A 12,563-nucleotide genomic window follows, 5' to 3' on the forward strand; every position below is an offset into this window, starting at 1 on the left:
TTGTCATCAATAAGAGAAGAAGCTTTAGCCTTGCATAAAAACCATGCCGGTAAAGTGGAGGTTATATCTAAGGTTGCTGTGGATAATGCCAGAATGCTTAGTTTGGCTTACACACCAGGTGTAGCCGAACCTTGCAAGGAAATTGCCCAAAATCCCGATAATGTGTATACATATACTGCCAAGGGAAATTTGGTAGCCGTTGTAACTGACGGAACGGCTGTACTTGGTTTAGGCGATATCGGGCCTCAAGCGGCTTTGCCAGTTATGGAGGGCAAGGCAGTGTTGTTCAAAAGTTTTGCCGGAGTAGATGCATTCCCTATTTGTGTTGATAGCAAAGACCCGGAAGAAATTATTAGGGTTGTTAAATGTCTTGCTCCAACCTTTGGCGGTATTAACCTGGAAGACATTTCTGCTCCCAGGTGCTTTGAAATTGAGAAAAGGTTGAAAGAGGAGTTGGATATTCCCGTCTTTCATGACGACCAGCATGGAACCGCTATTGTTGTTCTGGCGGGCTTGATTAATGCCCTGAAACTCATTAAAAAACCTTTGGATGAAATAAAACTTGTTGTAAACGGTAGCGGTTCCGCAGGTATTGCCATTACAAAATTATTGATGGATGCAGGTTTGAGAAACGTAATAATGTGCGATATTGAAGGTGTAATTCATAAAGATGCCGATTGGCTCAATACTGCCCAAAGGGAAATGGCGCAAGTTACTAATTTGCAAGGTCTTAAGGGGACTTTAGCCGATGCTTTGCGCGGAGCAGATGTGTTTATTGGCGTATCTGCTGCCGGCGTATTGAAAAAGGAAATGGTATGTACCATGAATGACAAACCTATTGTCTTTGCTATGGCTAATCCGGTACCCGAAATACTTCCTGATGAAGCAAGGGAAGCCGGCGCGTATATAGTGGCTACAGGTAGATCCGACTTTCCGAACCAAATTAACAACGTGCTTGCTTTTCCAGGCATTTTCCGCGGAGCCCTGGACGTCAGGGCAAAAGAAATCAGTAACAAAATGAAACTGGCTGCCGCATTTGCTATAGCCGAGTTAATAGATGAAGCCGATTTAAGGCCCGATTACATAATCCCGGAACCTTTCGATTTACGGGTAGCGCCTGCTGTAGCCGGAGCCGTAGCCAAAGCTGCCCTTGAAGAAGGTATTGCCAGGGAAGAAGTAGAACCTGACGAAATTATCCAAAAGACAAAAGCGCTGGTAGCAAAAGCCAACCGTTTAAACCGTTAGCGAACCGGTCGGTATAGTTTTTTAGCTTTTTAAGGCACATTTAATGCAGTAATGTTTAAACCAGTATAGAATAAGAGTAAAAAAAATGTAAAGCGCGAATTCCTGCAGTATCATCCTGGCATCGTTCGGTGCAATATATAAAACCTGCAAAGGTGGGTGCGATTAATATGACAAAGATCCAGGGCCGGAAAAAAAACAAATATTGTATGTTGGAAGACGACAAAGTTTGTGATAATTGCTTGGAATGCAATACGTGCGACCTTGACCCTGGGAAAATATGTGATAACTGCGCTAAATGTATTGATACTGATATTGATTATAAAGTAATTGAAATTGATGATATTATTATCGAAAAAGATTTAAAAAGAAAACTAGCTATCGTTGATAAGAAAAAAACAGAGAAAAATAAAAACCACGGACAAAACGAAACATAATTTAATGTTTTGCTTCTCGTGAGAGAAGCCATTTTTGTATCATTTTTTTATATATTGATAACTTCCTATAATAATAATTATGTTAACTAACAAAAAATTTAGTAAGGTTGTTTCGTCAAAATATTAATTACTTCGTTGATATCGCCATTCACCGGTAAAATAAAATCCCCTCGCTGGAATTTGCGCTGAGCATTCTGAGCCTGAACTGCTTGGCGAAAGGCTTCTTTATCAGCTATAACACCGGCACTAAGCAGCAAATCTGCTATCTTGTCTGAACCGAAACCATCGGGGATATGGACCCTCGCTGTTTTCATGGCGGGCCGCGGCATATTCGGCTGTTGTTTCACTATTTCTTGGTCATAGGAAGCATATGTTTCTGGCTGGGCCTCCTCATTTTTATCTTTATTGGCCCGTTTTGCATCATTACCCGATTCTTTGGTCGGGTTTTTCCGGATATATTCCGCCAATACCCGCTCATGCTGTTCTTTGGTAATCATGCCCAGTTTTTGGGCCTGTTCAATAACTTCTTTATTGGAAAGTTGCTGATTCGGCTGAAAAAAGCCCACCAAAACAGCGCTTAATATAAAACCTATACCTATGCCCAGAACGGTATCCGTCTTCAGCCATTTAAATACCATTTATTTCTTCCCCTTTGTTTTTCAGTTCCAGTATCAAAGCTACTTCTCCTTTCCCGATGGACATTTGTTTGGCTATCTGATCTACTGTATATCCCATTTCCGCCAGAGAATACACCGCTTGGTGCTTGGCCGGAACAGCCTGGGGCAACTTTTCCTGTGGATATTCTGAAGAGGAATCCTTTGTTACTGCCGGTTTTTGTACAACTTCTTTTTTGGCCAACTGCAGCTTAATATCCCGTTCCTTTTCTTTTGACCGAGTCTCATACAGGCTGATAATTTTCCCGGTTTTGTTTTCCTCTTCGGCGCGCGTACATTGGTCAGGGTTAATAACCGGCATGTTTTGTACTGTGACCTGGGCTTCTTTTATCTTTTCGCTGATCGTTTCTACCACCTGCTCGGAAACACCTATCAGTTCTTTCATTAGACTCCCTACATCTTCTTTGGCCTGAACAATTTCTGCCTTTATTTTTTGTAAGTCCTTAATTTCCTGCTCATTGAACCGGCGCCTAGACCAAAAACTGCCTATTACTAAAATCAAGCCAATTAACAAAAGTAAATCCGACAATCTAAATCTCCCCTCATGGAATTAAACTTTTATGTCTAATAGGTTGCCTTTATTAGGTTCTTTGAAATCCTGCGGAGAATCTTCTTCTTGTGCATTATACCTTTGTTTCTTGCCATCTCCGGACTGCTGCCGATATTTTTCCTTTTCATTCTCTTTCTTTATCTTGCCACCTTCTGATTTGGGGGAATTGGTCACCTGTTTCTGCTGTAATTCAGCCTGCTTCTGGAGTTGAGCCGCAAACTGCTGTTGTTGAAATTCCTCATGCTGGTTTTGAATCTGGTGGCTTTTGGCTACTTCGTCTATCTTGGGTATCAACACTTGCATATCCACTGGACGCAACGACATACCCAACCACCACCTTTTTACCACTTACTTTTATCTAACTTTTATCTATATGAAGAAATTTTGATTTCCGAGCCATCCTTGGTCAAACAAGCAAAGTGAATATCATCATGTACATGCAGAGAGGCCATGCCTATGGTTACCCTAACCCCGGAATGAATAACACCCTCGACCAGTATCCTTCCTCGTTCAGATTGCGCTATCTGATACTCCATGTTTTCCAGGTCATTTTTTAATGCTTCCATATCCTTGACCAACTGGGCCTGGGTCTGGGCCACTTTAACCACGATAGCCTTTTTATCAGTGGGTAGTTCCCCTAACGACTGCTGCATTTGTTTCAGGAGAGTTAATGCTTTTGTAGCCTTTTCCAACTCATTCTCTTTGGCTACCAGCTCTGTTTTGGCCTTGGCATATTCCAGCCGTAAATAGGGGTTTACACCTGCTTCCAGTTCAGTAAGCGTAGCCAGGTTAGAACCAACTATCTTGGCCTGGATTTCTTCTCCGGCCCGGATAACTCCTCCGACTATCACTCCCTTGCCACCGACCGTTACCGTTTTGCCGGCTGATACATGTGAATGCATGATTGCTTCACCGACTACTATATCTTGTCCTGCCGTGACACTGGCGTTTTCAATAAACTGGGTATACACGCTTCCGCGGCAGACAATCATCCCTTTGCTTCTACCCACTATGCCGCTCTTTATTTTTAAATTTCCGCCACAATGCACAAAACCGCCGGATACGGAACCCTGGATTTCAATATCAGCTTCCGCCTTGACCGTAAAACCGTCGTTTACCGATCCTTTAACAATTACACTGCCGTTAAAATCGATGTTACCGGTACTGAAATCAACGTCGCCTTTTACTTCCAGAATGTTGGAAACAGTTATTTTATTTCCCTGCAGAACTACATGGCCGTTAATGGTAGAAACAGCCACCAAGCCATCATTTGTAAGCTCTACGTTCTTTCCTGCCGCCAGAATAACATCCTTACCTTGCCTGGGCGGCAATTCTTCTCCCGTTACTGTAAAACCCGGCACACCGGGAGTAGCCGGAATCTTCTCTGCCAGTACCTGCCCGGCCTCCACATTTTGTATCAAATCCAGGTTGTAAAAATCTACCCGGCCATCAATTAGTTCCTTGGGTTTCCCGGGCATTCCGCCGGGGTTAAACTTATAATCTATTCTGGCCGGCTGGCCGTCTTCTGCTGCCTTCCCCCTGGCCACTACTAACGGTTCAGTCATTCTCTCCATAGACAGGGCAAGTTCAATGGCTTCTTCATCAATCCCTGCCTTCACTCCTGCCTGTTCGAGGGCTTTGTTCACGTCTTCCCTGGTTACCGGTTTTCCTCCTCTTGGCGGAGTAATAAAAAGATAGGCTTCCATTTTGTTCCTGCTTACATCAACCCGGCAAGTTCCATCTACTAATACTTCTTGTTGCGGCGGCGCTACCAGGACAGCTTCACCCGGATTTTCTAAAGCCTTCCTCACTTTATTCAAATCCGGGTTCTCCACTTTGCGTGAATGAAGTTCCATAATGATGTCATTGGGAGAAGGCACAGATTCTCCTCGTATGGGAGGAAAAACCAGTAAGTATACTCCGTCACCACGATATTCAAGTAAGAATTTGCTGTCGTTTCGATTACTCATCATGTTTACCTCCACTTATTTAAAGAATCTTCTTCTTCACGCGGCTAAGCCTCCCCCGCAGTCTCAGTATAGCTTTGGTATGTAATTGCGAAATGCGTGATTCTGTAACCCCAAGTACCTTGCCGATTTCTTTTAAAGTCAATCCTTCGTAATAGTAAAGAGCGATAACCATCTTTTCTCTTTCCGGCAATTTATTTATTGCTTCTCCGAGGATCTTTTTTCGTTCCTCAAACATTACCGCTGCCACGGGGTCAGGCACTTTACTGTCGGCTATTGTATCAATCATCTTGACCCCATTGGACCCATCCCGGTCAAACACAAACAGATCTTCCAGGGAGAGCAAGGAAGTACAACTGGTTTCCTGCAAAAGGCTGTAAAACTGTTGTTTGGTGATGCCCAATGTTTGGCACATTTCCTCATCTGTAGCCGGACGTCCCAATTCATTTTCCAGCCGTGCGTAGGTCTCCTCCAACTCTTTGGCCTTCTGTCGAACGGAGTAAGGTATCCAGTCCATGGACCTCAATCCATCCCATATGGCGCCCTTGATCCTGGAAATAGCATAGGTTTCAAATTTAATATTTCTTTCTGGTTCGAATTTCTCAATGGCGTCTATCAGGCCAAAAATTCCATAGCTGATCAGGTCATCCTGCTGTACATTAGGCGGCAAAGATATGGCTAACCGCCCCGCAACATACTTTACAAGGGGTGCATATTTTAATATCAACTGCTCCCTGGCAGCAAGATCCCGTTCTTTTTTAAACCTGTCCCACAGGGAAATGTATTGGATTTTAGCGGTAGAACCTGTCATTTTTTAACCTCCTGCAGCGGGTTTACTCTTCAAGACCCATTTTCCGAATTAATTCCGCCATGCGTTTTGGGTCATTATTAATTATCCTGCTAACCTGGGGGTCAATTTGTTTAGCCTGAAGCGGCTCAAAATTAAGTTCATTTCCTGACTCTTGTACGTTATTTTCAGGTTTTTCCCGCATTGTATTTGTCTCCAGGACACCATGGTCATCGATCCTGAGATCCAGCTTAGGCCTGTTCGACTGTATTCCGTCCCCGTAATTTGAATTGTTAAAAGCCATGATCCGCACAATATTAGTTAAGCATAAAGTGATTACTGCAAAAATTCCCCCACCCAATAATCCTCTGGATAAAGAAGCCCATAAGGAAACATCACTGCTCAATGCGACTATAAATATAAAAACGAATACTAAGCCACCGACGAGTACAAACAACTTTAAATGGCTAAAATTCAAGAACTTTTCCTCCCCGGAAATTAAATGATTTTTTCCCCGACATTTATAGTTCGGATATACAGTTTACCGGTTTCAGTATAAAACTCTATGGTACGTCCATAGTTCCCTCCTACATCCTCCGCCAAAAGTTTAATCTTCAGCTTGGCCAATGTCTCTTTAACGGCCTCAGCGTTTCTTTCACCTATACGCATAATATCGTTGCCACTGTAAAACGAAAACATCTGAGCGCCCCCGGCAATCTTGGCCACCAACCTCTGCCGCAAGGCTCCCAAATTTTCCATTTGCTTTACCAGCAGAGGAATTGCTGTGTCAGCAAACTTGGCTTCGTTTCCCACAGAACGGGCCTGTGTGCTATAAGGAAGCATAATATGGGCCAAACCGCCTATTTTGGTAATGGAATCCCACAAACATACACCCACGCAGGAGCCCAATCCTGCAGTCTGAAGAATGTCCGGGCAGTTGGCAACGTTAAGGTCAGCCATGCCTATTTTGATGATTTTTGCCATCTACCCAGTCACCCCTAATGATTCCAATATTTTTTCCAAAGACCCTTGTTCCGGGAGTAAAAAGAACTGGCCAGTAATTTTTTCCTTTATTGCACTAAATTCTGTTTCCAACAAAAGGGCGTGGTCACCGATTGTGCCAGCCTGGGCCAGGACCGTATCTAAAATGGCACCGGCCATATCTATAGCTATAGCAGGCACTGAAGGAATAAAGTCCAATTTGGTAAAGCCGGACAATGAATTTAAATATGCTCCCGAAACTACATTTGCCACCTCTGCCAAGGCAGACTTGTCCAAAGCATCTAATTCTGCGGTAGTTCCCAGAGGTCGCCCCATCAAAATATCTACCAATACCCTGGCTGACTCTATAGGCAATACAAATAAAATATTGCAGGGAGCCTCTCCGGTTGTGGTAGTAAACAGTCCGGCGACTACCTGTTCGGCACCCCCTAGAGCTTCTGTTACCTCTGTAAAAGGTATAATTTTTATTTCCGGTACTGTCATATGTATTCTTTTGCCCATCATTACCGATAAAGCGGTAGCTCCGTTACCGGCTCCTATGGTACCAATTTCCCTGAGAGCATCAAGTTGACTTTCGGTTAATTCTAAAAACGCTGACACAGAAATAGTTCACCCTTTCTAACTATCTAGGGGTTTCTGTAATTTGTTACAGCATTTAAAATCTCCTCAATGTTCAGCAATATCAATAAACGTTCCCCTAATTTGCCGACTCCGCCAAAATAAGTTGAGTTTTGATTGTTGGAGACAGTGGGTGCAGGTTCTATCTGCGATTTAGGTAAAGTAATAACTTCCGAAACCGAGTCTACTATTATGCCCAACAACACTTCCTCGGCATTGATGATAATTATCCTAGTAGCTTCTGTATTCGAACGCGGTGATTTATTAAAAAGCGTCCGTAGGTCCAAAACTGGAATAACCATACCGCGCAGATTAATTACACCTTCAATAAAATGCGGGGCATGCGGAACGCGAGTTATATCAAGTAACCTGATAATCTCCTGGACATATCTGATATCAACCCCGTATTCCTCGTTCGCCAAATTACAGGCCACTAACTGAATATCAGTTTCCAAGGTATGTCCCTCCTAGAACAAACTGGCCACATCTATAATCAACGAAACCTGGCCGTTGCCAAGTATTGTTGCCCCCGCTATCATAGGGATGCCCCCTAGCAAACTCCCCAGAGACTTAATTACGATTTCCTGCTGTCCCATCAGTGCATCGACTATAAGGCCGGCCCTTTTTTCGCCTTTTCGCACGATGACCACGTTAATCTCTTCTTCTTTTTCTATATCGGAAGGAGGCACATTAAAAACCTTATGTAGCTTTATTAAGGGCAGCACATCCCCTCTGAGCAGCATTACTTCCTGGTCATTAACACTGTTTATTTGGCCCGGCATAATACTTGTTGTTTCCGCAATAAAGCTGAGGGGAATTGCATAAATTTCGGCTTCCAACCGGACCAAAAGCGCTTGAATAATGGCCAATGTAAGTGGTAACTGGATTTTAAATCTCGTTCCCTCTCCCATTTTACTTTCGATCTGTATGTTGCCGCTTAAGGCCTCAATTTTGTTTTTAACTACGTCCAGCCCCACACCCCGCCCGGAAACATCAGTAACTTTTTTAGCCGTACTAAACCCGGGCTGGAAAATATACATTAAAATCGCATTATCATCCATGGCAGTAAGTTCCTCGGGTGTTGCCAGTTGCTTTTCGAGTATTTTCTTTTTAACCGCTTCTACATCTATTCCTTTGCCATCATCCTTGACTTCGATGATTACATGGTTGCCTTCGTGCCTTGCAGCAAGAATAACTCTCCCAACAGGCGGTTTGTCGGCGGCAATTCTTTCCTCCTTGGTTTCTATTCCATGGTCTACCGCATTTCGTAGCAAGTGTACCAATGGGTCACCAATTTCATCTATAACAGTCCTGTCCATTTCAGTTTCTTTACCTTCAATAACGAGTTCAATTTCTTTATTCAGGTCCCTGGCCAAATCGCGAACCATACGGGGAAACCTACTAAATACCAAGTCAATAGGGACCATACGAACCTTCATAACCACATTCTGCAGGTCTATACTGATCCTGTCCATTTGCTCCAAAGTTTCTGTTAACTCGGGAACCTGCGCGTTACGACCGATTTGTACCAGTCTGGTTTTATTAATCACTAATTCCCCTACCAGGTTAATCAGGCTATCCAACCGGTGGATATCCACCCGAACACTTTGACTCGTACGCATTTTTTGAACCAGTCCCGGTTTAGGCTGGGTTAGATTTGGTTGACTGGAAACAATAGGTAATGTTTGATTAGTTTCCGGCACTTGTATGGATGCCATTTGTGCAGTTGCAATTTCCTGTCCTGCAGGAATTGCAGGCGCTTCTAATGCTGGGACTGCGGCCGGCGCAGGAATAGTAACATGATTTAAACTATCTTTGGTAATTTCTTTTATCTCAGGTTCTTCCACCTCGGCAATACTCAGTAGGGCTTTTTGTACCCGCTCAGGTCCTTCACTGGAGATCACAACAACGTTAAAGCTGGTATCGAACTTCTCTTCTTCTATGTCCTGTACCGTTGGCACGCACTTTATTATTTCTCCTATTTCTTCCAGGTTTTTAAAAACCATAAATGCCCGGGCTGATTTCATCACACACTTGGGGCTGATATGTACGGTAATATGGTAACATTTGAAACCTTGTTCAAAGGCTTCCAAGAGGAGGTTTTTTTCATATTCATTAAAGGCCTCTTCTTTACTGCCACTTTTAACGTTATTGCCGTTACTTACCGGCGACGCAGGATCTTGTCCGGCAAAACCTTGACCGCTGATTACATCGCGTAAACTGCTGATAATTTCACCTAAAGTAAGTTTGCCTTCTCCTCCATTGGCAATATCATTAACGGCATTATCCAAGATGTCTACTGACTTAAAGAGCAGGTCAACGATATGACTGTTTAACTGCAAATCACCGCTACGGAGTTTATGCAACACGTTCTCCATTTCATGGGTCAGTTCTGCCACCTGTGTATAGCCCATTGTTGCCGACATACCTTTAAGGGTATGCGCCGAACGAAAAATTTCGTCCAAGATGCCCCTGCCCTCCGGATTTGACTCCAGAGCTAACAAACTGTCATTTAACTTCTGAAGATGTTCTTTCGCCTCCTCTAAAAACATATCGAGGTATTGCGACATATCCATGGTATTACCTCCCGAATAGGCTTTAATTTAGCAGTTCAAGCAGCAATTTGGCAACATCTGAAACCGGAACCACATAATCGGCACACCCGTTTTCAATAGCTGCCTTGGGCATTCCAAAAATTATACAGGTGGACTTGTCTTCAACAATAGTTAACCCGCCATTTGCCTGGATCTGCTGCAAGCCGACCACACCGTCTTTACCCATTCCCGTGAGAAGTAGTCCAATTTTACTTACCTTGCATCTGGCCAAAGAGGCCATCAAGGTATCAATAGAAGGGCAGTTGCCCGTTGGCGGCTTATTTTCCTGCAATCTAACAAAGCACCCTGCTGAATCTTCCTGAATTACCGTGTGCCAACCTCCGGGCGAGATATATACTGTTCCGGGCTGGAGCCTTTCACCATCCTCTGCCTCCTTTACAGTCAGGGGACAGACTTCATTTAACCTGCTGGCCAGCGACCTGGTGAACCCAGACGGCATGTGCTGGGCCACAATAACTGCAGCCGGAAAGTTCTCTGGCAACTGCGGCAATATGGTTTGCAACGCCTTAGGGCCTCCGGTGGAAGCGCCAATAGCCACAACCTTCATTCTTGCCGGGTTAAATCCTTGAAACAGAATACCGTCATCCCAAGCCGTTTTTTCATTTTCAGTTATTTTGTTTTGGGCCCGGAGATCTTCATTAGTCACTCTGTTCCCGGGATAAAGCATCTTCTTTGCATCTGCTGCTATTTTCACTTTTTTTATCAGTTCATCCTGAACTTTTTCCAAGTCCAGCGATATTTGCCCCGAAGGTTTGGTTACAAAGTCAACGGCGCCCAATTCCAGCGCTTTAATAGTAGATTCAGCACCAATTTGCGTACAATTACTGAGCATAATAACCGGTGTGGGGGTTTTTCGCATAATTTCCCGCAGGGCCTCCAAACCGTTCATCACTGGCATTTCCACATCCATAGTTATAACATCGGGGCCCAGTTTTTCCGCTTTCTCCAACGCCTCAGCACCGTTGAATGCTGTACCGACAACTTGAATATCAGGGTCCTGATGCAGTAGGTCGGAAATGAATTGCGTCATAAAAAAAGAATCATCCACAACTAAAACTGTATACTTTCTGTTTTCCATGTCCACTCCTAAAGAAGGCCTTTTCTGCGAAGTTCACGCTGTTGGTTAAATATATAACGTATTATTTTATCCCTTTCGCTCTCCTCGATAATGTTGAATTCAATACCTACTGAATACATCTGCTGATCACCCTGACCATTTTTAATCACCCTGACCACTTTACCGATAGCGAGAACATTCACCCCATCCGGAAAAGCCATATGTATTTCCAGCAGGTCTCCCAAATGCAGGGGATTTTCCGTGCTGAACATAATACCCCCGCCGCTTATATCAATGGTTGTAGCATAGTAAAAGTCGGAATTCTTTTCCAGGTTTTCTTTCAGGAGGCAAAAAGTCATCGGTATTTTAGCATCTATCCGGACAAAATTTCTTCTTTGCACCCTTTTTATGTTATAGGGTTTGTCCAGTGTCAGTGTGGGTACAGGTTTTAAGTCGGTAGCCAAAACAACAGTATCAAAGGTATACAATGCCGCATTATCCAGGTATGACACGGTGACCTGGGTGCCTATCTTCAGGGGTACAATTTGTCCGTTAACCATAGGCGCCGCCACGATCAAGTTTTTTTCCGTGATACCTTCCACGCGGCTTTTAAATTTGTTTATTCCCAAAGAAAAATTAACTTCAATTTCAATGGGTTGGTTGATTCTAATCGGGCCAAAGGTTCCCATCGCAAAGCTCCTTTCCTTGGACAACACTAACCAAAGGACAACACTAACCAAAAAAATTGGAAAGTCGGTTAAAAAAGGACTTAATTCCACTGGGCTCAGCATATTCCTGCTCCATCAACTGCGCAGCCAGTTTTTGAACACAGGCAGTAGCCGGCGACTTGGGATATTTTAAAACGAAGGGCTCCTGGCTTTTGACAGCCTTGGATACAGACGGGTCGTCCAGTATAAAACCAAGACTCCCGATGTTGAGCTTTAAGAATTTTTCAGCAACAATTGACAATTTAGTTGCTGTAACATCGGCCTCTCTGGCATTTTCCACTTTATTAACCACCAAATGTATTACGCCGTTCTTTTTCTTGGTGGTCATCACTTTAACCAATCCATAGGCATCAGTGATGGCAGTTGGCTCAGGGGTAGTTATTACAATCACTTCATCGGCCGCCAAAACGAAGCTCATTACATTTCGCGATAACCCTGCAGCCGTATCTATAATCAGAATATCAGCCAAGCCCTCCAGTTCACCAAGTTTGGCAATAAACTGTTCTACCTGCCAGCGCCGCAGGTTGGCCAGTTCCTGGATACCCGAACCGCCGGCAATTATCTGGAGTCCCTGCGGTCCTGGTACGATAATTTCCTGGATTGTTTTTTCTCCCTTTAAAACATGGTACAGATTATACTTGGGGCTTATACCCAGTATGACGTCTATGTTGGCCAAACCCAAATCGGCGTCAAGAACTATCACTTTTTGACCGTAAGCCATCAGAGACAGGGCAAAGTTTATAGTAAAGTTAGTCTTGCCAACGCCGCCTTTCCCACTGGTAACAGCAATAATCCTGGTTTTTTTCCCGTTCCCTTTGATTTCTGACTCGACTTGGTTTTTAATGGTTCGAGCAAGAATGCGTAATTTTTCTGCCTGATCACGCAT

General features: G+C 43.8%; 15 protein-coding genes. 2 read left to right on the top strand and 13 right to left on the bottom strand.

Annotated features, from left to right (window positions below; all coding sequences use genetic code 11):
• Nucleotides 1–1,245, top strand: a complete 1,245-nt coding sequence (locus Tfer_RS02575; protein ID WP_052216747.1) for an NAD(P)-dependent malic enzyme — start codon at nucleotides 1–3, stop codon at nucleotides 1,243–1,245.
• A gap of 167 nt (nucleotides 1,246–1,412) precedes the next feature.
• The gene (locus Tfer_RS02580; RefSeq protein WP_052216748.1) at nucleotides 1,413–1,679 is read left to right on the top strand and encodes a hypothetical protein; all 267 of its coding nucleotides are present in this window, start codon (nucleotides 1,413–1,415) and stop codon (nucleotides 1,677–1,679) included.
• Nucleotides 1,680–1,777: 98 nt separating this feature from the next.
• Here Tfer_RS02580 and Tfer_RS02585 read toward each other — a convergent pair whose 3' ends face one another.
• Genes Tfer_RS02585 through Tfer_RS02645 form a run of 13 tightly spaced genes read right to left on the bottom strand, consistent with a single transcriptional unit; the run spans nucleotide 1,778 to nucleotide 12,563 of the window.
• Nucleotides 1,778–2,317: an MltG/YceG/YrrL family protein gene (locus Tfer_RS02585; protein ID WP_052216749.1), complete on the bottom strand. Its 540-nt coding sequence runs from the start codon at nucleotides 2,315–2,317 to the stop codon at nucleotides 1,778–1,780.
• Nucleotides 2,307–2,882, bottom strand: a complete 576-nt coding sequence (locus tag Tfer_RS02590) for a DUF6115 domain-containing protein (RefSeq protein ID WP_052216750.1) — start codon at nucleotides 2,880–2,882, stop codon at nucleotides 2,307–2,309. The genes Tfer_RS02585 and Tfer_RS02590 overlap by 11 nt, the downstream gene beginning before the upstream one ends.
• A 21-nt stretch (nucleotides 2,883–2,903) precedes the next feature.
• Complete coding sequence (locus tag Tfer_RS02595) at nucleotides 2,904–3,227, bottom strand: hypothetical protein (RefSeq protein WP_052216751.1); 324 nt, start codon at nucleotides 3,225–3,227, stop codon at nucleotides 2,904–2,906.
• A 41-nt stretch (nucleotides 3,228–3,268) separates the two neighbouring features.
• Entirely contained in the window at nucleotides 3,269–4,873 is a 1,605-nt protein-coding gene (locus tag Tfer_RS02600) for a flagellar assembly protein A (RefSeq protein ID WP_052216752.1), read from the bottom strand.
• Nucleotides 4,874–4,892: 19 nt separating this feature from the next.
• Nucleotides 4,893–5,681, bottom strand: a complete 789-nt coding sequence (gene whiG / locus Tfer_RS02605; protein WP_052216753.1) for an RNA polymerase sigma factor WhiG — start codon at nucleotides 5,679–5,681, stop codon at nucleotides 4,893–4,895.
• Nucleotides 5,682–5,703: 22 nt separating this feature from the next.
• The gene (locus Tfer_RS02610; protein WP_052216754.1) at nucleotides 5,704–6,135 is read right to left on the bottom strand and encodes a hypothetical protein; all 432 of its coding nucleotides are present in this window, start codon (nucleotides 6,133–6,135) and stop codon (nucleotides 5,704–5,706) included.
• A 20-nt stretch (nucleotides 6,136–6,155) separates the two neighbouring features.
• Nucleotides 6,156–6,641, bottom strand: a complete 486-nt coding sequence (locus tag Tfer_RS02615) for a chemotaxis protein CheD (RefSeq protein WP_052216755.1) — start codon at nucleotides 6,639–6,641, stop codon at nucleotides 6,156–6,158.
• The gene (locus tag Tfer_RS02620; RefSeq protein ID WP_083436733.1) at nucleotides 6,642–7,259 is read right to left on the bottom strand and encodes a chemotaxis protein CheC; all 618 of its coding nucleotides are present in this window, start codon (nucleotides 7,257–7,259) and stop codon (nucleotides 6,642–6,644) included.
• Nucleotides 7,260–7,285: 26 nt separating this feature from the next.
• Complete coding sequence (locus tag Tfer_RS02625) at nucleotides 7,286–7,732, bottom strand: chemotaxis protein CheW (protein ID WP_052216757.1); 447 nt, start codon at nucleotides 7,730–7,732, stop codon at nucleotides 7,286–7,288.
• A gap of 12 nt (nucleotides 7,733–7,744) precedes the next feature.
• Nucleotides 7,745–9,853 carry a chemotaxis protein CheA gene (locus Tfer_RS02630; protein WP_052216758.1) on the bottom strand — a complete coding sequence of 703 codons (2,109 nt, stop codon included), beginning with the start codon at nucleotides 9,851–9,853 and terminating at the stop codon, nucleotides 7,745–7,747.
• Between the two features lie 22 nt (nucleotides 9,854–9,875).
• Nucleotides 9,876–10,970, bottom strand: coding sequence for a protein-glutamate methylesterase/protein-glutamine glutaminase (locus Tfer_RS02635; protein WP_052216759.1), 1,095 nt, complete (start codon nucleotides 10,968–10,970; stop codon nucleotides 9,876–9,878).
• Nucleotides 10,971–10,978: 8 nt separating this feature from the next.
• Nucleotides 10,979–11,638, bottom strand: coding sequence for a flagellar brake protein (locus Tfer_RS02640; protein ID WP_052216760.1), 660 nt, complete (start codon nucleotides 11,636–11,638; stop codon nucleotides 10,979–10,981).
• Nucleotides 11,639–11,681: 43 nt separating this feature from the next.
• Nucleotides 11,682–12,563, bottom strand: coding sequence for a MinD/ParA family protein (locus Tfer_RS02645; protein ID WP_013120388.1), 882 nt, complete (start codon nucleotides 12,561–12,563; stop codon nucleotides 11,682–11,684).

It is taken from the genome of Thermincola ferriacetica (assembly GCF_001263415.1).
GTDB classification, from domain to species: Bacteria; Bacillota; Thermincolia; order Thermincolales; family Thermincolaceae; genus Thermincola; species Thermincola ferriacetica.